Source organism: Pantoea sp. YR525 (assembly GCF_900116775.1).
Lineage (GTDB): Bacteria > Pseudomonadota > Gammaproteobacteria > Enterobacterales > Enterobacteriaceae > Pantoea > Pantoea symbiotica.
The window spans coordinates 311,652-337,929 of the sequence record NZ_FPBU01000001.1; the positions used below are offsets into that span (position 1 = coordinate 311,652).

Annotated in this window: 22 protein-coding genes and 1 pseudogene; 12 read left to right on the forward strand and 11 right to left on the reverse strand. The window is 53.7% G+C overall.

Annotated features, from left to right (window positions below):
• Positions 1 to 174: 174 nt before the first annotated feature.
• Positions 175 to 453, reverse strand: coding sequence for a hypothetical protein (locus BM323_RS01385; protein ID WP_008102827.1), 279 nt, complete (start codon positions 451 to 453; stop codon positions 175 to 177).
• A gap of 196 nt (positions 454 to 649) precedes the next feature.
• Between BM323_RS01385 and BM323_RS01390 the strand changes: the two genes are divergently transcribed.
• The 4 genes from BM323_RS01390 (at position 650) to BM323_RS01405 (ending at position 4,254) form a co-directional block, all read left to right on the forward strand.
• On the forward strand, positions 650 to 1,162 hold the full coding sequence (locus BM323_RS01390) for a GNAT family N-acetyltransferase (RefSeq protein WP_008102825.1): 513 nt from the start codon (positions 650 to 652) through the stop codon (positions 1,160 to 1,162).
• A gap of 394 nt (positions 1,163 to 1,556) precedes the next feature.
• On the forward strand, positions 1,557 to 1,991 hold the full coding sequence (gene umuD, locus BM323_RS01395) for a translesion error-prone DNA polymerase V autoproteolytic subunit (RefSeq protein WP_008102823.1): 435 nt from the start codon (positions 1,557 to 1,559) through the stop codon (positions 1,989 to 1,991).
• A complete protein-coding gene (gene umuC, locus BM323_RS01400; protein WP_036647970.1) occupies positions 1,975 to 3,237 on the forward strand; it encodes a translesion error-prone DNA polymerase V subunit UmuC in 1,263 nt (420 codons plus the stop codon). Before umuD ends, umuC begins: the two co-directional genes overlap by 17 nt.
• A 42-nt stretch (positions 3,238 to 3,279) precedes the next feature.
• A complete protein-coding gene (locus tag BM323_RS01405) occupies positions 3,280 to 4,254 on the forward strand; it encodes a YiiX/YebB-like N1pC/P60 family cysteine hydrolase (RefSeq protein ID WP_008102819.1) in 975 nt (324 codons plus the stop codon).
• Between the two features lie 369 nt (positions 4,255 to 4,623).
• Here BM323_RS01405 and BM323_RS01415 read toward each other — a convergent pair whose 3' ends face one another.
• The gene (locus BM323_RS01415) at positions 4,624 to 4,989 is read right to left on the reverse strand and encodes a HigA family addiction module antitoxin (protein WP_349775166.1); all 366 of its coding nucleotides are present in this window, start codon (positions 4,987 to 4,989) and stop codon (positions 4,624 to 4,626) included.
• Positions 4,990 to 5,222: 233 nt separating this feature from the next.
• Between BM323_RS01415 and BM323_RS01425 the strand changes: the two genes are divergently transcribed.
• Positions 5,223 to 5,474: a hypothetical protein gene (locus BM323_RS01425; protein ID WP_008102814.1), complete on the forward strand. Its 252-nt coding sequence runs from the start codon at positions 5,223 to 5,225 to the stop codon at positions 5,472 to 5,474.
• An 8-nt stretch (positions 5,475 to 5,482) separates the two neighbouring features.
• On the opposite strand, the gene BM323_RS01430 is transcribed toward BM323_RS01425, so the two are convergent.
• On the reverse strand, positions 5,483 to 7,051 hold the full coding sequence (locus tag BM323_RS01430; RefSeq protein WP_008102812.1) for a sensor domain-containing diguanylate cyclase: 1,569 nt from the start codon (positions 7,049 to 7,051) through the stop codon (positions 5,483 to 5,485).
• A gap of 269 nt (positions 7,052 to 7,320) precedes the next feature.
• On the reverse strand, positions 7,321 to 9,585 hold the full coding sequence (gene katE, locus BM323_RS01435; protein ID WP_008102810.1) for a catalase HPII: 2,265 nt from the start codon (positions 9,583 to 9,585) through the stop codon (positions 7,321 to 7,323).
• Positions 9,586 to 9,836: 251 nt separating this feature from the next.
• Between katE and BM323_RS01440 the strand changes: the two genes are divergently transcribed.
• Together BM323_RS01440 and BM323_RS01445 are read left to right on the forward strand one after the other, a co-directional pair.
• Complete coding sequence (locus BM323_RS01440; protein ID WP_008102808.1) at positions 9,837 to 10,229, forward strand: YgiW/YdeI family stress tolerance OB fold protein; 393 nt, start codon at positions 9,837 to 9,839, stop codon at positions 10,227 to 10,229.
• Positions 10,230 to 10,419: 190 nt separating this feature from the next.
• Positions 10,420 to 11,034 (forward strand): response regulator transcription factor, encoded by a 615-nt coding sequence (locus BM323_RS01445; protein ID WP_008102806.1) that lies wholly within the window; start codon positions 10,420 to 10,422, stop codon positions 11,032 to 11,034.
• A 67-nt stretch (positions 11,035 to 11,101) separates the two neighbouring features.
• On the opposite strand, the gene BM323_RS01450 is transcribed toward BM323_RS01445, so the two are convergent.
• The 5 genes from BM323_RS01450 to BM323_RS01470 are packed head-to-tail and all read right to left on the reverse strand — an operon-like array spanning position 11,102 to position 18,340.
• A complete protein-coding gene (locus tag BM323_RS01450; protein ID WP_008102804.1) occupies positions 11,102 to 16,663 on the reverse strand; it encodes a trifunctional serine/threonine-protein kinase/ATP-binding protein/sensor histidine kinase in 5,562 nt (1,853 codons plus the stop codon).
• Positions 16,660 to 17,046, reverse strand: a complete 387-nt coding sequence (locus tag BM323_RS01455; protein ID WP_008102802.1) for a response regulator transcription factor — start codon at positions 17,044 to 17,046, stop codon at positions 16,660 to 16,662. Before BM323_RS01455 ends, BM323_RS01450 begins: the two co-directional genes overlap by 4 nt.
• A gap of 41 nt (positions 17,047 to 17,087) precedes the next feature.
• Positions 17,088 to 17,339, reverse strand: a complete 252-nt coding sequence (locus BM323_RS01460; protein WP_008102799.1) for a XapX domain-containing protein — start codon at positions 17,337 to 17,339, stop codon at positions 17,088 to 17,090.
• A 2-nt stretch (positions 17,340 to 17,341) separates the two neighbouring features.
• Complete coding sequence (locus BM323_RS01465) at positions 17,342 to 17,593, reverse strand: DUF1427 family protein (RefSeq protein WP_008102797.1); 252 nt, start codon at positions 17,591 to 17,593, stop codon at positions 17,342 to 17,344.
• Positions 17,594 to 17,647: 54 nt separating this feature from the next.
• Positions 17,648 to 18,340 (reverse strand): hydrolase, encoded by a 693-nt coding sequence (locus BM323_RS01470; RefSeq protein WP_008102794.1) that lies wholly within the window; start codon positions 18,338 to 18,340, stop codon positions 17,648 to 17,650.
• 196 nt (positions 18,341 to 18,536) lie between these two features.
• On the opposite strand from BM323_RS01470, the gene BM323_RS01475 reads away from it, so the two are divergent.
• From BM323_RS01475 to BM323_RS01490, 4 genes are read left to right on the forward strand one after another with little or no spacing between them, the layout of a single operon-like run.
• Positions 18,537 to 20,414: an amidohydrolase gene (locus tag BM323_RS01475; protein ID WP_008102792.1), complete on the forward strand. Its 1,878-nt coding sequence runs from the start codon at positions 18,537 to 18,539 to the stop codon at positions 20,412 to 20,414.
• Between the two features lie 2 nt (positions 20,415 to 20,416).
• Positions 20,417 to 20,836 carry a DoxX family protein gene (locus BM323_RS01480; protein ID WP_008102790.1) on the forward strand — a complete coding sequence of 140 codons (420 nt, stop codon included), beginning with the start codon at positions 20,417 to 20,419 and terminating at the stop codon, positions 20,834 to 20,836.
• Positions 20,823 to 22,448: an MFS transporter gene (locus tag BM323_RS01485; RefSeq protein WP_008102788.1), complete on the forward strand. Its 1,626-nt coding sequence runs from the start codon at positions 20,823 to 20,825 to the stop codon at positions 22,446 to 22,448. The genes BM323_RS01480 and BM323_RS01485 overlap by 14 nt, the downstream gene beginning before the upstream one ends.
• Positions 22,449 to 22,484: 36 nt before the next feature.
• Positions 22,485 to 23,306 (forward strand): alpha/beta fold hydrolase, encoded by an 822-nt coding sequence (locus BM323_RS01490; RefSeq protein ID WP_008102785.1) that lies wholly within the window; start codon positions 22,485 to 22,487, stop codon positions 23,304 to 23,306.
• 358 nt (positions 23,307 to 23,664) lie between these two features.
• On the opposite strand, the gene BM323_RS01495 is transcribed toward BM323_RS01490, so the two are convergent.
• The gene (locus BM323_RS01495) at positions 23,665 to 24,168 is read right to left on the reverse strand and encodes a GNAT family N-acetyltransferase (RefSeq protein ID WP_008102783.1); all 504 of its coding nucleotides are present in this window, start codon (positions 24,166 to 24,168) and stop codon (positions 23,665 to 23,667) included.
• A gap of 95 nt (positions 24,169 to 24,263) precedes the next feature.
• Here BM323_RS01495 and BM323_RS01500 point away from each other — a divergent pair, with 95 nt between their 5' ends.
• On the forward strand, positions 24,264 to 25,190 hold the full coding sequence (locus BM323_RS01500; protein ID WP_008102781.1) for a LysR family transcriptional regulator: 927 nt from the start codon (positions 24,264 to 24,266) through the stop codon (positions 25,188 to 25,190).
• Between the two features lie 13 nt (positions 25,191 to 25,203).
• Here the strand turns inward: BM323_RS01500 and BM323_RS01505 are convergent.
• A pseudogene (locus BM323_RS01505) lies at positions 25,204 to 26,271 on the reverse strand (NAD(P)H-dependent flavin oxidoreductase); the annotation flags it as partial.
• Between the last annotated feature and the right edge of the window lie 7 nt (positions 26,272 to 26,278).

The window sequence follows — 26,278 nt, forward strand, 5'->3', positions numbered from 1 at the left end:
TAAGTAAAGTTGTACAGATAGCAAAAAGCTGTACAAGGAGCTTACTCAAGTTAGCAGGCGGGATTTGTTGCAAAAAGTGCTAATAAAGGTGAATTAGGATAATTGGAAAGCTTTTGTTTCCAAATCCGTGAGCTCAGCGCCGAAAGTCATCGACGCGTGAGCCTGTTGGGCTAGTCAACTGTCGTCGGCATCGGCCGAAGGCATTCTGACGCTGCCTTCCTGACGACTCAACCCGCGCAACGCGGAATGGACGCGGTTATCGCTGCCCGCCGGTTGACGGTGCGTGAGCAACCATTGCTGAGCCTGGGCAATGCGCTGCTGCTGTTGCGTGTTTTGCTCTTTTCTCGCCATGCGCGCGAGTTCTGCCAGCAGTGAGGAGACGCTGACATCCTCACGACGTAGCAGTAACGCATAGGCCGCTTCGCCGATAATTTTAGGTTGCGAATCTGACATCTTCTACCTCCTGAGAATATGGGCTTACGCTTGCTTCTCACTACTCACTATAGATCATCAGCGTGGCGCCTTGTTAACAGAAAGCTCTGGTTATCTTGGGTTTTTGTTACTAACACGTTATGGTAACAGCCCTTCGGTGGCCTCTGCCCGCACCGACGATGTGATTAATAACAAGAATGAAGCAAGGAAATCTGGCATGGAGTTCACCATACGCAAAGCCAAGGCAGAGGATGCAGAGCTGCTGCACCTGCTGGGCCGCATGACCTACAGCGCGCATTTTAAACATATGTGGGTTTCCGCAGAAGAGCTGGATGCCTTTATCGACAAGGAATACGGTCTGGCGGAGCTGAATAGCAGCCTGGCGGCCCCCAACGAGAGCTGGCTGATCGCCGAGACCGATAAGCCGATTGGCTTTGCCAAAGTCACCTGGAACACACCAGTACCGGATTCCGGCATGAGCGGCGCGCTGCTGAATAAGCTGTACCTCAATCCGGAAGAAACTGGCAAAAACTACGGTCGCTGGATGTTCGAGAGCATCATCAATGAGGCGCGCGACAAGCGTGAAGGCTATCTGTGGCTGGAAGTGTTAGGCGATAACGTGCGTGCACGTAAGTTCTATGAAGCCTTTGGCATGCAACACATCAAAGACATTCCGTTTGTCACCGCTTCGCAGCAGAGTACCCTGCAGATCATGGGAATGATGATTTAAGCGCAGCGGCACGAGTGTTTTGTAAGCCAAATGTACGCCAATAATTTTTAAGCCGAATTACTGACATAGTCTAGTTTTAAAAAATCATTAAATATAAACAGTTAGACCTTGGGTGATTGAAAACCACCCAATAAAACCCCTTTACTTTTAGTAGCGACTTCCTCAGCGCGGTGTACCTTAATTCAGCAGCGGACAAACGCTCTTATCCCAATGTTGCTCCCGTTAAATTCCATGCTCAGATGAAGCCCCCAACAACATCTCCCACCATCAATCTGTAGTTGCATAACTAAATTTCTACTCTGTTCAATGCGTTCAGGCTATGTACAGAGAAGTTACTTGATCAATTACTTCGCGATCACTACTGTATATAAAAACAGTAATTAAGTTGTTAACCATGAAAACTATAAGTCGTCCTTTTATTCATGAAACCTTGAAACTACCACTTTATCTGGAGAGGGTTCCATGTGGCTTTCCTAGCCCGGCGCAAGACTATGTCGAAGATACTCTAGACCTGAACAAACTGGTCGTGAAGCACCCAAGTGCGACCTACTTTGTCAGAGTGAGTGGTGACTCGATGGTTGGTGCAGGCATCAGTGATGGCGATCTACTGGTGGTGGACCGCTCGCTAACAGCCACGCACGGCGATATTGTAGTGGCTTCCGTCGCCGGCGAATTCACCGTAAAGGAACTTCGTACCAGGCCCTTTGTGCAACTCATTCCGCATAACATTCACTACTCCCCGATAAATTTTCGGGATGAAGAGGAATTGCAAATATTTGGTGTAGTCACATTCACTTTGAAGTCAAATAGAAATGTACGCGCTAGTTGATGTAAATAATTTTTACACTTCCTGTGAGACTGTTTTCCGTCCCGACCTTTATGGAAAACCGGTTGTTGTAGTATCCAACAATGATGGTTGTATTATTTCACGTTCAGCAGAAGCGAAATTGCTGGGAATTAAGATGGGTGCACCTTACTTTAAAATAAAAGAGGAATTGCGTCGGCAAAATGTGACGGTTTTTAGTTCGAATTATGCTCTCTACGCAGATCTTAGTCACCGAGCAATGCTAACACTCACAGAAATAGCCCCAGCGGTAGAGGTCTATTCTATCGATGAAGCTTTCATAGATATATCAGGCCTATCCAACTGCATATCACTGACAACATTTGGGCATCAGTTACGTAATCAGGTTTTAAAAAATACAGGTTTAACTGTAGGTGTAGGGATAGCTCCCACAAAGACGCTCGCTAAACTTGCTAATTTTGCAGCCAAAAACTGGCCTAAGATTGGTGGTGTTGCCGAATTATCAGACCATCAGCGTCAGCGCAAATTAATGTCCAAAGTGCCAGTAGAAGAAGTATGGGGAGTTGGTCGCCGCATCAGTAAAAAACTGCAGTCTATGGGCATTGAAACAGCTTTGCAGTTGGCTGATAGTTCTAGCTGGATTATCCGTAAAAACTTTAATGTTGTTCTTGAACGCACGGTCCGAGAGCTACGCGGTGAATCCTGTCTTGCATTTGATGAGTTCTCACCAACTAAACAACAGATTATCTGTAGCCGCTCGTTTGGCCACCGCATTACCGAATATGAAGACATGCATCAGGCGATTTGTACTTATGCCGAACGAGCAGCTGAAAAACTGCGAACTGAAAAGCAGTTTTGCTGTGTTATAAGCGTATTTATGCGAACCAGCCCACACGCTAATAATGAGATATTTTATAGTCCACAGGCAAGTGGTCGCCTGGCGATCCCTTCCAACGATACCCGTGACATTATACGCGTAGCCATCAATTCCCTTGATCGTATCTGGAAAGAAGGTTTTCGTTATATGAAGGCAGGCGTAATGCTGAGCGACTTTTTCAGCCAGGGAGTAGCTCAACTTAATTTATTCGATGAGCATAAACCTTGGCATAATAGTCGTGAGCTGATGCTGGCTATCGATGAACTCAACCGTTCAGGCCGAGGTACGGTATGGTTTGCTGGACAGGGAATCCAGAAAAGTTGGTCAATGAAGCGAGAAATGCTATCGCCTGGTTACACGACGCGCTACTCAGACCTGCCAATTGTTAAATGATTTATTTTTCGTCCTGACGCCAATTTCATATGGAATAAATTCATGTATGTAATTTCTCTTAACGAGTTGGAAAAAGGTGACATTCTTCTCACTGCAGAGAACTCTGCAACAAGTAAAATTGTGAGGAAATCGACTGGAAGCTCTTTTTCACATGCTATTCTTTATGTTGGTTCCGGAACTTACATTCATTCTGATGCAAATGGAGTTCATTCAGGAAATATGCAAAGACTGCTTTTTGACACATCTGAGAATGTAACTATTTTGAGAGTCGCCTGTAGTCCTGATGCGCTTAGGAAAGCTTGTATGTTCGCAAGATTAAAGATAGGAACAAAGTATTCGATAAGGGATGCAATTAACTCAAAATTAAAAACAACTACAAAAGAAAGAAAAAACAGGCAGTTTTGCTCAAGGCTTGTCGTGCAAGCATATGAAAATGCCGGCATTAAATTAGTCGAAAACACTTCTTTCTGCACCCCACAAGAAATACTTGAATCAAGGCTTGTCCAAAAAGCATCTGTTAACATTAGGAAAGCAACAATTGAAGACGTCGCTATTTTCCAAAGTAAAAACCCTCTCAACAAACAATCATCTATAATAAATGGAATACTTAGAAAAGTTAGAGCTATAACTAAAGAAGATATTCAGACATTGGAACAAGTAACTCATCATTTAATGAACAACCCAAAAGATGATAGAGCGATATCCAATGTATACAAAAAATCCGGTTATCTGACGATGTGGAAGTATGATATTGAAGAAAATCCCTGGAGGTATGATGGAAAGCAATTTTTGGAAATCCCTTTATCAAAGATTGAGTTAATTCAACTAGCAACATCTGAAAGAAATAATGCCATAGATAGACTTATACTTTACAAACATAACTTTGATCAATATTTTTATATCAATGAAATACATAGATTAGAATATTCACAGATGCACTTTAAATTGTATCATCAACTACTCAAAAACACATTTGATAATTTAGATGCAGCGAACCATGTATTAAAAAACATCTAAAAAACCCATTTTCCCTGTAAAAATTAAAGTTGCCCGGATAAAACATACCTTACGTCGCATCATCCTTATTACGCCAACGCGGCTAGCCAAACCATGATACGCCCACCGCTGACAGCCGCGATATTATTCAGGCCACGCTTAATTGTTTAGATCGTATCTGGGTTCCCGATAAGCGTTATATGAAAGGCGGCGTGATGCTCGTCAGTTCAGCTTCTTTCGGTCACCATAAATGGCGACCCTACAAAGGCTTGGCGCGTTTTTCGTAGGGTGCGCATTCATGCGCACCTGCATGCATAGGCAAATTAATGCTTAACTGAGCGGTATTAAGGCAGTCAGCGCGGTTTTTTGCAGGCATCTGGCGTGGGTGCGTTACTTTGCCGCCCTGTTCGCCTCAGAAGCGGCATTCATACCCGGGTGCAGATTTATCCCTGAAACGTCGGTGGTTTCTCGTGCCTTATGCAGGTCGCATGCAGCCTGCATTGATAACCACAGGCGCGCCGCAATACCCAGCCCCGCCTCGAGGCGCACCGCCATTTCAGGGCTAACCGATGCTTTACCGCTGGCGACTTTACTCAGCGCTGAAGCAGAAACGCCAAGCTCTTTCGCCAGTACGCGCAAGCCAATATTGTTATCTTCGATGTATTCGGTGATCAGACCGCCCGGATGCGGGGGATTGAACATTGCCATCAGTGGTAGTCCTCCAGGTTGAGAATATAGGCATCGCCGTCGGTGAATTCGAAGGTGACACGCCAGTTAGCCCTGACCGTTAATGAAAACAGGTTTTTCTATACCATATGTTTCCCAACAAGAAACAGACCTAAATCTTTCTTTTTCGCAGCACGCCACAGACTCAAGCCCTTAGAGGATCTTCCGCTGGCGAAGTAACCGCTTCACGCTTGAATTACGCGCATGCCAATGCGATATTCAGGCCCTGACACAGCCACAGCTTAATAACATCCGGAGAACTTATGTCGAATGAAGAACGCGTAAACGAGCTGGAAGAAACGGTAAACCAGCTGCAGATTGAAGTCGCTGCCTTGCGCGAGTTAATGATTAAGCAGGTGGCGGTTAATAACATCACCTTCAAAGGTAAATATGATGAGGTGATTATTCAGCTGGCGAAAGAATATGAAGAGCGCGGCTTAGAGGACGAAAGGAATAGCCAGATGCACGAAGCGCTGCGTCAATATATCAAATACCAGCTGCCTGCCGTGGAATAAGCCCACGCTTATTTCTGCTCTTCTGGCAGCGAGGCGATATTCATGCCTTTCGCCCCATCACGCCCTTCACGCTTTGCCTGATACAAAGCATGATCGGCGTATTCCAGCAGTTTAACGGCGCTCACCGCCGCCGCCGTAACGGTGGTGGCGCAGCCGGCACTGAGCGTGACATGGCCAACGGGCGAGGCAACATGGGGAAGCTGCATCACCCTCACCGCTTCAACCACGCGGTTGGCAATGGTCATGCCTTCGCCAAATGTGGTATCCGGTAATATCAGCGCAAACTCCTCGCCGCCATAACGCGCGGCCATGTCTGAACGTCTTCCGGTGACAGACGCCAGAACCTCGCCAACCATTTTCAGGCATTTATCCCCGGCAATGTGACCATAGGTGTCGTTGTAATGCTTGAAGAAATCGATATCCATCATGATAAGCGAGAGCGGTTTGCCGCTTGCCGCCGCATGGGTTAACGCTTCACGCAGGAAACGATCAAATTCCCGGCGATTCGCCAGCCCGGTTAAGCCATCGACATGCGCGAGTTTGTTCAGCGTCAGGTTGGCGTTGTGCAGCTCGTCACGCAGCAGCGTAAGCTCCTGCTGATAGCGCAACACGCGGCGCGCCTGACGCAGCTGGAAGGTGCCGAGTAAAATGATGGTCAGCAGCAGAATGATGCTGAGCAGAATATCCTGCGCCCGACCGTTAACCCACACGTGGAACAGATCGTCGCTGTTGTAACCCGCCGCCACAATAATTGGATAACGATCGGAACGGGCAAAGCCAAAGATACGCGGTTGACCATCCAGCACCGATCGCCACTGCCCGCTGCCGCGATCCATCTTAGCCAGCATCTCCTGAAACAGCGGGCTGGCCGAGAGATTCTTACCGATGTAACTGTCTGGCATCGGGCGCGCATAGAGCACGGTGCTATCGGCCAGCATTAACACCAGCACATCGCGTGCACCGATCTCATAGTAGCTGTAGAAGCGGCGGAAAAAATCCACCTTGATGGTGGCCAGCAACACGCCTTTAAATCCACCGCTGGCATCACTGACGCGCAGGGAAACGGGGATCACCAAATCGCCGGTGCTACGGCTGGTGATCACCGGGCTAATATGCACGCTGTTACGATGGTTGCTGCGCTGAAAGGTGAAGTATTCACGATCGGAGTTATTAATATTGTTGGGCACGCGTTCAGCAGAGGTCGCAATCCACTTGCCCTCGGCATCGTAATAGAACAGTCCATGCAGTTGTGGCAGACGACGTTGCAGTTCGCGCATGGTGTTACTCAGGTCTGCGCCCTGAATATGCGTGGCCAGCTGTAGCTGGAGATCGCGCTGCATCTGCCGCAGCGACAGCTCCGTCTGCAGAAAGGTATCTTCAGCCTGGCGCGACTGCGACAGCGCCAAATTCATCGCCGTTTGCTGCGTTTGTCGCACGGTGCCGAGCCAGTCTTCGCGCAGGGTCCAGATACTCATCCCCACCACGGTGATAATTAAAAAGAGACCGGACAGCACAATACTTTGCTGCAAACCTGCGTCAGATGTCGTTCTGGGATCCATTTTTCTTTTTAACTGCATGTTGTCCTCTGTTTTCAAGCTACAACAGAGTTAAGCAGGTAATTGATGCAGCGCGGGATGAGGCGGATATTTTTCGGACCATCGATAACTCATATGACCAGTAACCAGATATTACTGTAGTATAGCTCCACCACACACAGTGGCTGCACTACGGCACGCGTTTACAACGAGATCATTCGGTAGTCACATCGACCAGCCCGCAAATTGCGGGCTTTTTTTATTTGAGATGCAGGGAAAACGGACGGAGCAGAAAGCGCCGCCCTGAAGTTTTATGCTGCGACGGTCAGCGCTTTTTTACTGCGCGACCAGACGCGATGAGATGCCATCAACGCGAGGAAATCCGCCATAAAGCTGCCTTCGGCTTTCACCGCTTCCACCAGCCCTTCTTCGGTTTCATTATCCTGCACGTTGAACTGCGCTTTAAACCGGCGCGCATCACCGCTCAGACCAATGGCTTTGAGATGCTTATACGCTTCCAGCAGGAAATAGCGCGCATCGCCACTCAGCAGCAACGCATCAATATTGCCATCCGGTACAATCACCGCATCAAAGGTCAGCGAAGGAAGACCGGTAAAGGTGGCATCTATCGGCAGCACCGAACCGTCATCAGCCAGCACTTGCCCCATATGTGCCGCCAGGATTTTGGCATGCACGCCCTGCGCTTTTAGCGCCTGCAGAATCGCCAGCACGTCGGCAGCTTTCACACCATCACTCAACAGTAACGCGACCTGACGACCTTTAATATCGCCGCTCGGTTGTGCGTAAAGACTGAGACTTTCGTCCTTTTGCAGTCCATTGACATCCTTCGGCGGCGCGGTTTTCAGCTGCTCATCACTTAGCTTCAGACCGAGATTTTTCGCCACGGCCTGCGCCAGCGTGATATCAATCTGCAGCAGATGATCGACCACGCGTTCACGGATATAAGGGCGCGCCACCTTACTGAGCTCAAACGAGTAAGCGCCAATAATGTGCTGCTGCTCTTCCGCCGTCTGGCTCAGCCAAAACAGCCGTGGCTGTGAGTAATATTCGCCAAACGATGGGCTGCGCTCGCGCACCTTGCTGCCTTCAATGCGTTCCTGATAACTCTCAAATCCGCCCTGTTTCGCCGCTGGCGGCACTTCACGCGGCCAGTTGTTGTTGATGGAGTTCGGTTCGTAGTTGGCCGGATTGGTATCGATTTCCGTACGATGCATGCCCTGACGCTGGAAGTTGTGGTACGGGCAAACCGGACGATTGATCGGAATCTCGTGGAAGTTCGGCCCACCCAAACGGCTGATTTGCGTATCGGTGTAGGAGAACAAACGGCCCTGCAGCAGCGGATCATTGCTGAAATCCAGCCCCGGCACAATGTGGCCCGGATGGAACGCCACCTGTTCGGTTTCGGCGAAGAAGTTGTCCGGATTGCGGTTGAGCACCATTTTGCCGACCAACTCGACCGGCACCAGCTCTTCCGGAATCAGTTTGGTGGCATCAAGAATGTCGAAATCGAACTTGAACTCATCCTCTTCCGGAATCAGCTGCAGACCCAGCTCATATTCCGGGAAATCGCCGGCTTCAATCGCTTCCCACAGATCGCGACGGTGGAAGTCAGGATCGCGGCCGGTCAGCTTCTGCGCCTCATCCCACAGCAGCGACGCTTTGCCCGCCACCGGTTTCCAGTGGAAACGCACGAAGGTGGATTTACCCTCAGCGTTAATCAGGCGGAAAGTATGGATACCGAAGCCTTCCATGGTGCGATAGCTGCGCGGAATGCCGCGATCCGACATCGCCCAGATGACGTTGTGCAGCGTTTCCGGTTGCAGCGACACATAATCCCAGAAAGTGTCATGCGCGCTCTGCCCTTGCGGAATTTCGTTGTGCGGCTCGGGTTTCACCGCATGCACAAAGTCCGGGAATTTATGCGCATCCTGAATGAAAAACACCGGCGTATTGTTGCCGACTAAATCAAATACGCCCTCATCGGTATAGAACTTGGTGGCGAATCCACGGATGTCGCGCACCGTATCAGCCGATCCTGCGCCACCTTGCACGGTGGAAAAACGCACGAAGACGGGTGTGATTTTTTCGGCATCGCTGAGGAAGCCTGCTTTGGTCAGTTTTTCCAGCGAGCGGTAAGGCTGGAAATAGCCGTGTGCCGCCGAACCGCGCGCATGCACGATACGTTCAGGTATGCGTTCGTGGTCAAAATGCGTGATTTTTTCGCGCATGATGAAATCTTCAAGCAGCGTGGGGCCGCGTGAACCGGCACGCAGTGAGTTCTGATCGTTGGCGATGCGCGTGCCCTGATTGGTGGTCAGGTCAGCGTTTTCACCATTTTTACGGTACTCATCGAGCTGCTCAAGCTTGTCGTTTTGCGTTGCGGGCGCTTTGAGGCTGCCAGGCGCGGTGGGCTGTTTGCCCGGCGGTGTAGGTTCGGCGGCAGGTTTATGTCCACCATCATGCGGCGCTAAGTCGCCTAAACCCGGCTCCGAGGTTTCTGGCCCTTTGTGCGGCGCGGTATGGGTTAAATTCTGTTCTTTTTTATCTTTCGACATTTCACATGCTCCTCCAGTTAAGACCCTATTAACTGTAGAGCAAAAATAGCGTTAAAATTCCGCTTCGCTTATAAATGATGTTTAAAGAGATTAATGAGCTTGATTTAAAGCGAGGTTATTTTAAGCGAACCGTTTAATTAATTTTTTATTAATGAGATTAATCCTGATAAATAGCGCTGCGTTTGTCGTGCAGCCACGCTTATTTGTGCCAGACTTAACACCGTGTGAGCAGGAAAATCCATGGAGAGCGTATGAAACAGTTTGTTTTAGCTTCGGTAATCATGATGTTCAGCGTCGGCGTAAGCGCAGCAGAAGGCGGCTATAAATCAGGCGAAACAGCACCGCCGCAGCAGAATCAAGATGCCGGTTATAAAGGTTCGGAAGATACCGCGCAAACACCGATTTCACGTATTCGTGATTTCCGTCAGGGCGGCTATGTCACGCTCGAAGGCCATATTATTGAAAAGCTGAAAGGTGATAGCTATAAATTCCGTGATGATACCGGCACGATTATCATTAATGCTGAGCAACCCGCATTCAAAGAGAAAACCTATTCAGCGAGTGATAAAGTTCGCGTCAGCGGAAAAGTGTATGGGCGTGGCGATCAAACCACCTTAAAGGTATCGCGGATTGAAGAACCTTAAGGTTACGCAGTTATTACCTTAAGAATGGCGGGTGAGTGCATGGCTTTTCATCCTCACCCTTTTTAGACCGAATAGCGCAGCAGATAATCACTTTCACCTATAAGTTTTTCGCCATTCCTAAGAGACTATTTTGCGGGTATATTAGTTCGCATGTAGTGAATAGAACTCGTAAGAGTCTGAATGAGTTTTTATGGATAGAACGATTTATATTGTTGACGATGATCCTGCGGTCACCAACGCGCTGCAAAATCTTCTGAGCTCAGAAGGCTACCTGATCTCGACCTTTACTTCCCCCGCTGAATTTTTAAATCAGCCGCATTACCATATTCCGAGCTGTTTAATTGTCGATATGAATATGCCGGGCCTCGACGGCTTTGATGTCTCGCACCATCTCACCGCACGCGGCTACACCCTTCCCACTATATTCCTCACCGGCTTTGGTACCATTCCCCTGACGGTCCGCGCCATGAAGGCGGGCGCCTTTGAGTTTCTCACTAAACCGGTGATGCCGGATGAGCTGATGCAAGTGGTATCCGCTGCCATGGCGCTGGCTGAAAAAAGCGCGGCACTTTCACAGGAAAGAATTGTCCTCACCGGGCGTTATCACTCTTTAACGCCACGCGAAATGGAATTAATGCAGTTTGTTATTCGCGGTTTATTAAATAAGCAAATTGCCGCTGAGATGGGCATCAGTGAAATTACGGCAAAAGTGCATAAACGCCGTGTGATGGAAAAAATGGCGGTGCGCTCGGTTTCAGAATTAGTCAGAGCCGCCGAGAAACTTCATTTACTGCAAGATGAATAACGTCAGGCTTTATAACGATAACTACTCAACAATCCTCCCGCGGAATAGCGCGGGAGGCACAGATACACTATTTCCCTGCATTAAGCGGTAAGATAAAGCTAAATACGCTGCCACCCTGCAGGCGGTTTTCCGCACTTAGCACTCCACCATGACGTTTGATGATTTCGTTACTGATGGTCAGGCCCATTCCCATCCCTTCCGCTTTGGTGGTATAGAACGAGTCGAAGATCTTGCCGATAACCTCTGCCGATAAGCCGGTGCCGTTGTCGGCAACCTCAATACGAATAAGATTAGCGTCAGGATTAGAGGATGAGAGCCGCAAGATACGTGCCCCTGAATTATCGGCCATCGCCTCAATGGCATTAATCACCAGATTCAACAGCACCTGCTGAATCTGTACGCGCTCGCAAAATACCTCATCCCACTCTGCTCTGATATCCAGTTCCAACGCCACGAAGCGGCGCTCAAGTTCCAGACGCGACAAGGTTAAAATATCGCGCGCCAGCAGATGCAGCCTGGCTGCGCCATACTCCGCGACATTATTGCGCGTCAGTGACTGCAGGCCGCGAATAATTTCGCCGGCGCGCCGCCCTTCGTTAATGATCTCCTCGATGCTTTCGCTGGCTTTGTCGAGTTGAGCCGGTTCGCGTTTCAACCAGCGCAGGCTGGCACCGGCATTGGCCACAATCGACATCAGCGGCTGATTGATTTCATGGGCGATCGATGAGGTGAGTTGTCCTACCGTGGTAGCGCGCGCCACGCGCGCCAGCTCTGCCTGCGCAATCCTGGCGGCATCCTCAGACTGACGCTGCGCGGTGATATCCGTCAGCGTACCGAAATATTCGGCGACCTCCGGCCAGTTCTCCACCGGCTCACCGATGCCTTTGATGTAACGGCATTCGCCGTCATCACGAATGATGCGGAATTCAGCCTGCATGCTCACGCCCTGCGCCACGCTGGATTCAATCAGCGCTTTCAGGCACTGAATATCATCTGGATGTACCCGCCGCTGAAACTCCGCCATCGAGGTACTCACCTGCCCGGCGGGCAACCCCATGATGCGTTTATATTCATCCGATATCAGCTGAATGTCCGGACCCAAATGCCAGTGCCAGGTGCCGGTATTACTGATTTTTTCACCCAGCATCAGGGATGTCTGGCTGGCGCGCAGCTGTTTTTCAATTTTCCGCCGCTGGATGTTCTCTTCCACCAGCTCGGCATACAGCCGCGCCGTTTCCAGGGAGACTGCGGCCTGCGCACCTAACATCGAGACAATGCGCGAGTGCTCAGCGGTGAAAACGTCAGGCATCAGCCGGTTTTCCAGGTAAAGCACCCCCACCATTTGCGCCTGGCGGAACATCGGTACGCACATCACCGCCGCGCCGGAGGCGACCAGATAGTTATCCTGACTAAACGGACTGAAAACTTCCGGTCTGCCGGTACGGATTTCTTGTCCGGTGCGGATCACCGCCGAGAGAATCGACAGCGGCAGATCGGTCGCCACCGGCAGTTCATTGACGATTTTGACTCTGACGCCTTCCACCGTAGAGGAAGCGCGGGCCTGAATTTCCGGCACATTGCCGTCGATAAGACGAATCAAAATACAGTGCTGCGCCCCAGCGCGCTCCACCAGCATCATCATCAAAATATGGATCAGCCGATCAAGATTGATCTCTTCGGTTAACGCGCGCATCGCGGTCACCATGCTTTGCAGGTCGCTGATCGCCGCGCTCTGTTCAAAGGTCACGGTATTTAACGCGGTCTGCAACGGTTGCGCCGCCAGATGCGGATAGTGCATTTCAAGCTGGCGCACCTTGGCACCCGCGCCCCAGCGATCCCATGCGGCAAGCGCGCCTTTGATATATCCCTCGGCGGCGAACGCCATGCCGCGCGCATTGGCGCAGCGCGCGGCCAGTTCGCATGCCAGGCCGTTGATCGGATGGAACTGACCTTTGCGCGACAGCTCAATGGCTTTTTCAAACTGCTCCAGCGCCGCACCGCTGTTATCCTCCAGCCTGAGCAGTTCAGCGCGCAGCAGCGCTTCCTTGTCGGCAAAGGTGCCCGGGTTCTCCGCTGACCAGGTCATGATTCTTTCGAGATGGCGCTGCAGTTGCTGCCGCTGCGTGGCATCAAGCTCATTCGGTTGCAGCGGTATAGTGAGCGAAAGCGCGCTATAAAGATGAAAATCCAGCATATGCACATGGCCGGGAATCACATCTGTCAGCGGCGCGGCGTCATTGAACTGGCGATGGGCAGCGGCATACTCACCAGCAAAGAAATGCGCCATGCCTTTATACAGTCGCGCCCAGAACTGCATCAGATACAGCGGTTCAATAGCGTGTTCCGGTTGCACCACGTTTAACGCAGGTGCACTGAAATCATCGCCGGACAATGTCTCACCGACGGGTTTACGCAGGAACATCACGTAATCCAGCTGCATGCCGAGAATCACTTCCACATCGCGATATTGCGCTTTGCGCACATATACCATGCCGCGCATGATCGAGGTATGCACCCCATCAAGATGGTCACCGCGCGCCAGGCAGTTCATGGTGAGGTGACGCAGCGCCAGACACGCCGAGGTGCGATCGCCAATATCGACCGCCACATCAAAGGTCGCTTTTGCGCACTCAATGGCATAACTCAGCGGCATGGTCCAGACGCTCACCTGATCCAGCGGCATCAGCGTACGCGCTTTATAGCTGACGAAATCGTGCTTATACACCAGCTCGCGGGCCAGCAGCGCGCTGGCAAAGCCACGGCTATATTCATCGAACTGATCGCCACACACCACGCCGTACCACGCAAGCGCCAACGTGGAAGCTCCGCTGATACCCTTCTCCATTGTCAGGTGCAGAAGTTTGCACAGGATAATGAACTGCAAGCGTGGGCTGATAAAGGCGGCGAAGGTGCTGGCGCTGGCCATCAGATTCATCACGGCTTCGGTTTTATGGCAGGTCACTCGCGGCAGAGAACGGAAACGCGTGTAGGGATTTTTGCCGACATCCTTTTTCAGCAATTGCCGGGCGGCATCGCATTCGGCTTTATCCGGATAGCGGTTTAGATGAATGCCAAACACCGCCAGCCAGGCCAGCGCGGTTTCCAGCGCCAGCTGACTGTCGGACTGACGCATATGAATTTCCGCAATCAGCGTCGCGGCTTCGGCTTTATCGGTGACCGCGCCGGGCGTGGCGAGAATCTCAGAGCTCAACGCCAGCGCGCCCGATAAGTTGCCGCTTAGAAACTCACACTCTGCTTGCTCAAACAAAATTACGCCGCCCTCCTCCGCGCCTGATTCTGCGTTGAGCGCGCGGGCGGTGTGTAAGAAGCGCAGCGCGGAAGCGTAATCGCCCATAATCTTCGCGCGTCGGGTGGCGTTGAGTAACAGCAGACCGAACGCAGCGGCTTCAGGCGTTAAAAGTGCGCGGTTTTGCAGCGTGATGGTGTGATGCGCGGCACTGAACAGCAGCGCATGCGCATTATCCTCGCGCGCGGCCTGCATGTAATAGCGGGCGGCGGCAAAGTGAAAATCATCTTTTGCTGCCGACGACAGCAACTTCAGCGCGGCCTCATGCATGCTGTCATGCATAAAGGCGTAGCTGTGATCGGTCAGCGAGATCAACCGCGCCTCGGCCGCAGGTCGCAGCGTGACATGAATCGCGCTAACCGCTGTCTGCAGAATGCCGGCCAATACCGGCAGATCGCCGCTGCTGCCGATGCAGGCCAATCGGCCCAGCAGCTGGCGCACCGGCAGCGCGAGCAACTGCAGCTGTTGCAGCACGCTGGCTGCAACGTTCGCGGTGTAATGGCTGTTTCTCAGCGCGTGCGGATTGTAGGTCCATTTATGGGATGCGATGTGCGTGATGTGATGATCGCGCACCGCCTGGCGGTAAAACTCACGCGTGGCGAGCGGATTCCCGGCGGTTTTTTCATGAATAATCTGCGCCAGCTCTGCGGTCTCTACACTGCGCGTGTGAAAAATGCCGGCCAGCCAGCTGGCGATATTTTTCACCGACAGCGGATCGGGCGTCACATCCACAATGCGCGTGGCGGCTGCACGAATCCGATCAAGGCTGGCGACCACCGTCGGACAGGGCAACGAAGCGTGATCGCGGTGAGAGATTACCAGCAACAAGGGAATATCGTCGCTGGAACGCAGCAGATTCTGCAACAGCTGCAAAGTCGCCTGATCGGCCCAGTGCACGTCATCAATCAACAGGATCAGCGGCCGCCCCGGTACCGTAAAGGCTTTCACCAGGCTGCAGGCCACCAGATTCAGGCGATTGCGCGCATCCAGCGAGCGCGCATCCGCCTGCACGCTGGCTTTGTGGTTGAGCAAGATGCCCAGCTCGGGCACCAGATTGACCGCCAGCCCGACATAATGCCCCAGCTGACGCGTGATGTGTGTTTTCCAGCGCGCCATCTCTGCGGCGGGCAACCCGAGCAGATGCAGCGTCAACGATTGAAACGCTGAGGTAAAGACCGCATAGGGCAAAATGGGTGAGTGCTGATCGGCTTTGGTCACCGTTAGCAGCGCATTTTTTTCCCGCAGGATTTTAAGCGCCGAGGCAATCAGCGACGATTTTCCAGAGCCGGGCGCGCCGCTAATCGCCACCATGCAGTGTTTCCCGCTGCTGCTCACCTCATCAAACGCCGCCAGCATCTCACTGGCCTGAGCATGGTCGCTGTACAGCACATCAGAGGATAGCGTCGAGGTCGGCACATCCTGTAAGCCCAGCGCAAAGGATTCGACCAGGCCATCAGGCATTAAGTTGGATTCGCAGCGTCGCAGATCGGCCAGCACGCCCTCGACAGTTTGATAACGCTGTTCCGGCGATTTGGTCAGCAGTCGTAAAATGAGGGACGAGAGCACCAGCGGCACGTCTTTGCGCAGCCGGTGCGGCGGCAGCGCTTCGGAGGCAATGTGATGATGCACCCATTCGGCCGCGCCCCCTTCGGCGCTGCCGTAGGGAAGCCTGCCGGTGAGCAATTCGTAAAGCACAATGCCAAGGCTGTAGAGATCGCTGACCCGGCTAACCGCATGCGCGGTGCGCGAAGTATGTTCCGGCGACATGTAGGCCAGCGTTCCGCCTGTCACCGCGGCGCGCAGCGGCTGCTGTGAGTCCGCTTCCATAAACGCCAGGCCAAAGCCGCCCAGCACCACGTCGCCCTGGTCGGTGAAGAAGAAATTGGCCGGTTTGATGTCGCCGTGCACCAAACCTTGCTGATGCAGCTTGCTGAGCGCATTGCACAGTAGGACGGCGCAGCTGATGAACTTCTGGATTTTCCCGGCAGGCAGGCGCAGATAATCCGCCAGCGTTTGGTAGCGGAAAGCGGGATAAATCAGCGCGTAGCGCCCTTGATATAAGGTGTGGCGCAGCGGTTTTAGCGCCCAGCTCTCGGCTAATAAGGTGCGCAGCGCATACTCATTTTTCAGCAGTTGCGTCACCGGAAACACCGCCTCTTCGGCCGCCGCCGTAGCCAGCACAAAGCACTCGCCGGAAATCAAGTGGCGGCATTCGATCCACTCAACTTGTCCTTCCTGCGCCAGCGGGGTGAAAACGATGTCATCCGCCAGCACCAGCGCCGCGTCATCCGAGATATTTAACGACAGGAAAAGCGTGCTCATTGGCGCGCCGCCTGGGAGGAAAACGCCAGGCGGATATGTTCAAACAGCAGGTCGATATCAATGGGCTTTCGCATAAAGGTTATCGCGCCTAGATTGATGGCATACCAGAGCATATTCTCATCGCCGTTGCCGGAGATGATGATACCGGGTGGGTTCTCGAGACGCTCTATCAGCGCACGGAACAACTCAAAGCCCGACATGCCGTTGAGCTCAACATCAATAATAAACAGCGCAGCGTCGTGCAGCGCCGTCTCGTCCGCCAATAGCGCTTCAGCCGACTCAAATGCCTGCGTTGCGTATCCTTCCGACTGAAGCAGATTGCATAAACCACTGCGAACAGATCGTTCATCATCAACAACGACAATGCGCTGCGACAGCTGCATGCTGTGTTCCTTAATTATTATTCACTCCCTGCGGCGCGTCCTCAGGAGGTTTTGTCACTGGGCGGCGGCGTGCCGCTGATTTTAGGCACGCACTCATGACGAAACCAGGCCAGCGTTACCGGTTGACGGTTAATCAGGCGCTTGCACAGCGGGATAATCTGTTCGCCGACCAGCATACCAAACAGGCCAAGTAGCGCAATCACTGGCGGCGCCGGGGAATTGACGTCGATAACGGCATAAATGATGCCGACTAAAATGCCGACGGAGAGCGAAATCGCATAGGTTTTCAGCATGTTCATCCCGCCTGTTTTGGCGTGAGCGTGGCGGAGTGTGACGGCTTCTCAGCGGCAATCGCGTGCTGCGTTTTATCAACTGGCGCAGCGGCGGCCATGGGATGCGTCAATTTTCCGCCCAGCGAGCTGCCCACGATCATGCCCAGCAATCCCACCAGCGCCACGGCGGGCGGTGCTGGCGATCGCACGTTGAGTAAGGCGTAAATCAGGCCGATAAACACGCCCGCAGCCAGAGAAATCAGTAAAGGATTCACCGGTCCTCCTTACAAAAGAAAGGCGAGCCCGATAGCGCTCGCCTGCGTGACGATTTAGCGAACGGGTGCAGGAACCGGCGCCAGCGTGCGATGCTCGCTCTTCTGACGCGACGGCGCTTTGTGCACCATGGTGTATGCGTAATCCACGCCGATGCCGTAAGCGCCGGAGTGCTCTTTGGCGATATCCATCACCGCGTTGTAGGTCTCTTTGTGCGCCCAGTCGCGCTGCCACTCCAGCATCACCTGCTGCCAGGTCATCGGGATCACGCCCGCCTGAATCATGCGCTGCATGGCATAGTCGTGGGCTTCTTTGGTGGTGCCGCCTGAAGCATCAGCCACCATATAGATTTCATAATCGCCTTCCAGCATGGCGCACAGCGCGAAAGTGTTGTTACACACTTCGGTCCACAGGCCGGAAACCACAATTTTCTTTTTACCGTTGGCCGCCAGGGCGTCACGCACTTTCTGGTCATCCCACGAGTTCATTGAGGTACGCTCAAGAATGTCCTGGCCTGGGAACACATCCAGCAGCTCCGGGAAGGTGTTACCTGAGAAGCTCTCGGTCTCCACCGTGGTCAGCACGGTAGGAATGTTGAAAACCTTCGCCGCTTTCGCCAGCGCCACCACGTTATTTTTCAATACCTGACGGTCGATGGACTGCACGCCAAAGGCCATTTGCGGCTGCTGGTCAATGAAGATGATCTGGCAGTTGTGCGGCGTCAGTACTTCTAATTTACTGGTTGTCATTTTTGTATGCCCATTGAGGTGAATGTCTGGACGCAGTGTAGGAACCTTTAGGCACACGAACTATTATCTAAAGGTATAACTATACGAAGGTATACCTATCCTTTTGTATAACTAGACGCTTTCCAGACCTCCTGAACATAATCCCTCCACGCATTTCACCTGCGCAATTGGCAGGACATCTCATTCAGGAGGTTTTATGGTTACGTTAGGTAAAGCAGATATCATTTTGACTAATGGGCGGTTTCATACCGTCGATCGCGGTAACCCGATTGCCGAGGCCGTGGCGATGCGCGATGGCAAATTTCTCGAAGTGGGCAGTCTGGCCGACGTGATGCAGCATCACTGCGAAGGCACCAAAGTGATTGACCTCAAAGGTCATACCGCCATTCCCGGCCTGAATGATTCCCACCTGCACCTGATCCGTGGCGGCCTCAATTACAATCTCGAATTGCGCTGGGAAGGCGTGCCCTCCATCGCCGATGCACTGCGCATGCTGCGTGAACAGGCGCTGCGCACGCCATCGCCACAGTGGGTGCGCGTGGTGGGCGGCTGGACCGAGTTTCAATTTGCCGAGCGTCGCATGCCGACGCTGGATGAGATCAATGAAGCCGCGCCCGATACGCCGGTGTTTATCCTGCATCTGTATGACCGCGCCCTGCTCAACCGCGCCGCGTTGAAAGTGGTGGGCTATACCAAAGACACGCCCAATCCGCCGGGCGGCGAGATCCAACGCGACAGCAATGGCAACCCAACCGGCATGCTGATTGCGCGCCCGAACGCCATGATCCTTTACGCCACGCTGGCGAAAGGGCCAAAACTGCCGCTGGAGCAGCAGGTCAATTCCACCCGCCAGTTTATGCGCGAGTTGAACCGCCTCGGCCTGACCAGCGCGATTGATGCGGGCGGCGGTTTCCAGAACTATCCCGAAGATTACGAAGTCATTGCCGAGCTGCATGAGAAGAAGCAGATGACGCTGCGTATCGCCTACAACCTGTTTACTCAGCGTCCGGGCCACGAGTTGGAAGATTTCGAAAAGTGGACCGATATGCTGACGCCGGGCCAGGGCAGCGACTATTTCCGACACAATGGTGCCGGTGAAATGCTGGTGTTCTCCGCCGCCGATTTTGAAGATTTCCTCGAACCGCGTCCGGATCTGGCGCCCGGTATGGAAGATGAGCTGGAGCGCGTGGTGCGCCATCTGGTGGAACACCGCTGGCCGTTCCGCCTGCACGCCACTTACGATGAATCGATCAGCCGCATGCTGGATGTGTTTGAGAAAGTGAACCGCGACATTCCGTTCAACGGGCTGCACTGGTTCTTCGATCACGCCGAAACCGTGACGCAGCGTAACCTTGACCGCATTAAAGAGCTGGGCGGCGGCATTGCCGTTCAGCATCGCATGGCGTTCCAGGGCGAATACTTTGCCGAGCGATATGGCATTGAGGCGACTCGCCATACGCCGCCGGTGGCGCGCATGCTCGAGACCGGCGTGCCGGTGGGTTTGGGAACCGATGCCACCCGCGTGGCGAGTTACAACCCGTGGACCGCGCTTTACTGGCTGGTGTCGGGACGCACCGTGGGCGGCATGCAGATGTATGACGTTAACGCGCGCCTCGATCGCGATACGGCGCTGATGTTGTGGACACAGGGCAGCGCCTGGTTCTCCAGCGAGCAAGGCAAGAAAGGCCAGATTAAAATCGGCCAGTTGGCCGACATGGTGGTGCTGAGCAAAGATTACTTCAGCGTGCCTGAGGAGGAGATCAAAGGCATTGAGTCGGTGCTGACCCTGGTCGACGGGAACATCGTCTATGCCGCAGGATCCTTCAGTTCCGAAGCGCCGCCCTCAATTCCGGTGCTGCCGGAATGGTCGCCGGTGGTCAAGGTTCCCGGCCACTATCGCAGCGCGCCGCCCACCGCCACCACGCGCGTTGGCATGATGCCGCAAGCGCATCACTGCAGCGGCCCGTGCGGCGTGCATACGCATTCCCATGAGATTGCGCGCGGTGCCAACCTGCCGGTTTCGGAAGAGAACGCCTTCTGGGGCGCGCTCGGCTGCAGCTGCTTCGCCTTCTAACCATGAAACATTCACTCTCTCAGCCGCCCCGCATTGATGCGGGGCTGTTCTTCCTGCGCCTTACCGGCTGCCTGCTGTTGCTGCACGTGCACGGCTTGCCGAAGGTATTCCATTTCAGTGAAGAACTGACGCGTATCGAGGATCCGTTTGGCCTTGGTGCTTACCTCAGCCTGCTGGCGGCGATCGTTGCTGAAGTGGTCTGCCCGCTGTTTATCCTGCTTGGCGTTTTTACTCGCCTCGCCTGCCTGCCAATTATCGGCGTGCTGCTGGTGGCGATGCTGTTTGTCCATCCCGGCTGGAGCATAGCGGAAGGTCAGTTTGGCTGGCTGCTACTGATCATCTTCACCACGCTGGCGCTGACCGGCCCCGGTCGCTGGCGCGTGTTTGGCGGAGTTGCGGAGGTTGAACGTGGCGCAGGTTAATGACATTCATGACATCGCGGAGGCGGATCTCCCGCCCGTTCCGCAGACGGTTTCACCGTGGCAGCCGCTGCGCCAGCGCGTGTTCCGCATGCTGTGGATCGCTACCGTGGTCTCCAATGTCGGTTCATGGATGAACGACGTGGGCGTTAACTGGACCATGCTGACGCTGAGCGCCGATCCGCTCTCGGTGGCGCTGGTGCAGGCCGCCAGCAGCTTACCGATGTTTCTGTTTGCGCTGCCGTCCGGCGTGATGGCGGATATCGTTGACCGGCGTAAATACCTGCTGTTCTCGCAGATTTGGGTATTTATTGCCGCCGCGAGCCTGACACTGCTGTCGTGGGCGGGGCTGGTGACGCCAATGGTGCTGCTTATTGCCGCCTTCCTGCTGAGTACCGGCGCGGCCATGAGCTCTCCGCCCTTCCAGGCCATCGTGCCCGATTTGGTCAGTAAGGAGGAACTCGGTCCGGCGATCGCGCTCAACTCGCTTGGCATCAACATCAGTCGCGCGATTGGCCCGGCGCTCGGCGGCCTGATTCTGTCGTTTGCAGGTCCGTGGATGGTGTTTCTGCTGAATACGCTCTCGGTACTCGGCGTGTTTCTGGTGCTGTATCTCTGGAAAGCGCAGCCCAGCGTGCAGCGTTTACCGCCAGAACACTTCTTCCCGGCGGTGCGCGCTGGCGTGCGCTATGTGCACGCCGCGCCGGTACTGCGTAATGTGCTGGTACGCACAGTCGCCTTTTTTGTCTTTGGCAGCGCCGGTTGGGCGTTGCTACCGCTGGTGGCACGGCGCGAGTTGGGCCTCGGGCCAGGGGGCTACGGCATTATGCTGGGTTGCATCGGCGTAGGCGCGATTTGCGGTGCGCTGCTGTTGCCGCGTATGCGTAAACGCTTCAATCCCGATCAGCTGATGGTGCTGGCGAGCGTGATATTTGCCATCACTATGTTGGCGCTGGCGTTTATTCGTCACGTCTGGTTGCTGAATGCGTTCGAATTCTTTACCGGCTTTGCGTGGATCGCCGTGCTTTCCACCCTCAATCTTGGCGCGCAACGTAGCGCCGCAAAATGGGTGAAAGCCCGTGCGCTGGCGGTTTATTTAACGGTGTTTTTTGGCTCAATGACGTTAGGCAGCGCTATCTGGGGACAGCTGGCATCAAAATTCAGCATCCCCTTCTCCTTAACGGTCGCCACCGTCGGCATGCTGCTGGCGAGTTTGACGGTGCTGCGCTGGCGGCTGGATCAGGATCCGGATTTGAACCTCGACCTCAGCACGGTTAGCGACCCCTTGCCCGAGCTGGAGATTCGTCACGATCGTGGGCCGGTGATGGTCAGCTATCATTATCAGATCAACCGCAGTGAGGCACATGCCTTTGCGGTGTGCATGCAGGATATGCGTCGCGTCAGACGGCGTGGCGGCGCGCTGAACTGGTCGCTGTATGAAGACATGCTGCAGCCCGGCATTTTTGTCGAGACGTTTGTCGTCGGCTCATGGATGGAGCATCTGCGTCAGCGCGAGCGTTACACCATGAACGATCAAAAGATTCAGAATCGCGTGCTGGGATTCCATCAAGGCACAGCACTTCCCGAAGTTCGTTACCTCGTGGCGCCTGAATGAGGCGCTCTCATCTCTCGACATCAATAAGGCTGGAACATGAGCACATTCAACACTCAGGATGGTACGCAGATCTATTTCAAAGATTGGGGTACCGGCAAGCCGGTGCTGTTCAGTCACGGCTGGCCGCTCGACGGCGATATGTGGGATAGCCAGCTGAATTTCCTGGCGGATAAAGGCTATCGCGTTATCGCTTTTGATCGCCGGGGCTTTGGGCGTTCCGATCAACCGTGGGAAGGCTACAACTACGACACCTTTGCATCGGATATTAACGACCTGATTACTCATCTGGATCTGCAAAACGTTACGCTGGTGGGTTTCTCAATGGGTGGCGGCGATGTGACGCGCTACATCAACAATTACGGCACAGCGCGGGTTGATAGCTTAGTGCTGCTGGGCGCGGTGACACCGATCTTCGGCAAGGCCGATGATTATCCGGCGGGCGTCGATTTATCGGTGTTTGAAGGCATTCGTCAGGGTTTACGTAAAGATCGCGCGCAGTTTATCAGTGATTTTGCCACACCGTTCTACGGCATTAACGCCGGTCAAACGGTTTCACATGGCGCGCTGACGCAGACATTGAATATTGCGCTGCTGGCCTCGCTGAAAGGCACCATTGAATGCGTTACCGCCTTCTCCGAGACCGATTTCCGCCCTGATATGGCGAAAATCGACGTGCCGACGCTGGTGATTCACGGCAGCAATGACCAAATCGTGCCGTTCGAAACCACCGGGAAGGTCGCCGCCGAAATGATCGCCGGTGCGCAGCTGAAAGTGTATGACAACGCACCGCACGGCTTTGCAGTGACGCATACCGATCAGCTCAACGCGGATCTGCTGACGTTCCTGCAATCGCTTTAACTCCGTAGGGTCGCCATTTATGGTGACCAATGCTTGTCATTGAAACCAACGGCGAGTGCGTGTTATTGAAAAGGGCACATTTTACAGAGGCGCTGACACGTCTGCTGCGGCAAAAGGGCTATCCGCAGCGCTGAGGCTTTTACGTTGGGCCAGGAGCCTCGCGCATGGATGCGTGAGGCAGTTCGGGGCCGGCCTGGACGGCCGATCCGCGAACGGTCCGTTGGCACGACGTGGAAGCCGAAGGCACCGCGTTAGCGGCGCGAGGACGGCCCGTGACGCAGCAGATGTGTCAACGCCCGCACCGGATTTAAAACTTACAGTGACCAGGTGCGCATGAATGCGCACCCTACGAAATTAATTACAGCCCTAACACCGATTGCGGCGTGGCAGCAGCGAATTTCTCCAATGCCGCCCCGTCGAGTCGATAACGCACCCACTCATTTAACGGCAGCGCATCAATACTGAGATAGAACTCTCTGGCGGACTGATCCCAATCTAATGCACTCCACTCAATACGATTACACTGGTGATTGACCGCGTGCTGCGCGACATACTGCAGCAGCGCTTTGCCTGCGCCCAGACCACGAAAATTGGGCGAGAAGTACAAATCCTCCATATACATCCCGCGACGCCCAAGCCACGCCGAGTAGCTACGCGTAATCACCGCATAACCGGCAGTTGAGCCATCAATCTCGCACATCAGCGCTTCGCTATTACTGTCGGGATTAAATAGCATCGATCTGATCTCTTCTGCAGTCGTCACTGAGTGCTGCAATCCATGCTCATAAACCGACAACTCGGCAATCATGCCGTAGATGGCGTCTGCGTCTTCAGGATTAGCTGGCCGAATAGTCATCTTCATGCATTATTTTCTTTCTTAATCAGATTGATGCTGCTCAGCATAATGGGTATTGTTCGATGAAATAAGTGCAATAAAATCAATGATAGGTGAATTTCATGCATCATGTTCTGCGTCGACTGGACTTGAATCTTCTCCCCGTTTTCGACGCAGTTTTCAGGCACGGTTCGGTCAGGCTGGCGGCGATTGAACTCAATCTGAGTACCTCGGCACTTAGCCACGCGTTGTCCCGATTACGTGATTTTTTTAAAGATCCGCTGTTCTACCGCGAAGGACACAAAATGTGTCCCAGCGTCTACGCCTGCCAACTGGCACCCTATATTGCCGAAACGCTAAGCGGATTGAATCGGCATCTCAGCCCGCTGCAGCCTTTTGATCCCCTGACCAGTGATGACTGTTTCAGAATTGCGGTAACGGATTACACCGCTTTTTGCGTGTTTCCGGGTCTGATGAATGCGCTGACCAATACGGCACCCAAACTGAGTTTTGAACTCTGCCATTTGCCGCACAATCCGGCGCTGATTGAATTACTCGCCGGTGAAATCGATATGGCGCTGAGTTTTAGCGAGCCCGACGGCATGCATCATCCCGATCTGGAAGAGACCGATTTATTCAGTGATGAGTTTATTGTGATTGCCAATACGCGACGTAGTAGCCTGAATCTTCAAGACTATCTTGCCGCCGGACATTTGGTCGTGACGCCGTGGAATGAAAAACAGGGATTGCTGGATTCCCATCTTGCGCGCCTGGGACTTAAGCGCCGCATTGCCATTAGAACGCCATCCATGCTGAGCGCGCCCTTTATTATCGCGGAAAGTGAATTGCTGATGGCGATCCCGTCCTTCGTCGCCAGTAAAATCAAACAAGCCGCCGATGTAAACTTGTTCAAACTGCCGTTTCCCGCGCCAAGGTTCACCGTGAAAATCTATTCACACAAACGCAGCGGTAAACGGGAACCCACTGAATGGATTAAAACCATGATGGCTAACAGCATTATGGAGAAAACCTACCGTTTTGATGATTAATGAGCGGCGAACATTACGCCGCCTGCCACTCCTTCACCAGCGTTTTAACCAATTCAGCAGCCGGCATTTCGCGTGCCAACGCCGCGCCCTGTCCGGCCCACTGCGCGCCAAAGCCGTGCACGCCTTTGGCAGCCGCTGCGGCGGCGAGGGCTTTGCCTAACGCATAGGTGAGTGGATAAGGTGGAATGGATTCCTGCGCATATTCGCGCGCCAGATGGCAGAAATCGTTGGTGAGACATCTTGCCGAGCGGCCAGAGATGGCTGCGATCATCTCGGTGCTGTTAGCCTGCTCGCTTTTCAGCGCCTGACGATACGCCGCATTGGCAGCGGATTCCGGGCACAGAATAAACGCGGTGCCCAGCTGTACACCCGCCGCGCCCAGCTTGATTATGGCGGCAATGCCCGCGCCGTCCATCACACCACCGGCGGCAATTACCGGCAGACGCGAAACCTGGCGAATCGCCTGCACCAACGTGAAGGTGCTGAGCTGCTGATCGTCGCCTGCAGGCTGGAATATCCCGCGATGTCCGCCCGCCTCAATGCCCTGCGCCACAATAAAATCGATGTCGGCGGCTTCAATCGCCTGGGCTTCGCGAATACTGGTGGCGCTCGCTAGCGTGATAATGCCGCGACTTTTCAAACGCTGTACGAAAGCGGCGGACGGCAAACCAAAGTGGAAACTCACTGCGGCGGGCACGGTCTTCAGCAGCACCTCCAGCATTGCGTCGTTATCGACAAACGTTTGGTAAATCTCCGACAGCGCATCCGGCGGTGTCGCTTCATAGCGAGCAAACACCGGCTGGAAGCGGGCGATCCACGCCTGTTCTAACTGCGGATTGCGCTGCACCGGCGCATGGCAGAAGAAGTTGACGTTGATCGGTGCGGAGGTCAGCGCGCGCGTTTTACGGATCATCATCTCCGCCTGCTGCGGCGTTGAGGCACCCACGCTGATCGATCCCAATGCGCCGCTGTTACTGACCGCCGCCGCCAGCTCCGGCGTGGAGACGCCGGCCATCGGCGCCTGAATGATTGGATAAGTGAGGTTCAACTTCTGGCACAGCGGATTATTCATTTTGGCCTCCCTGCTT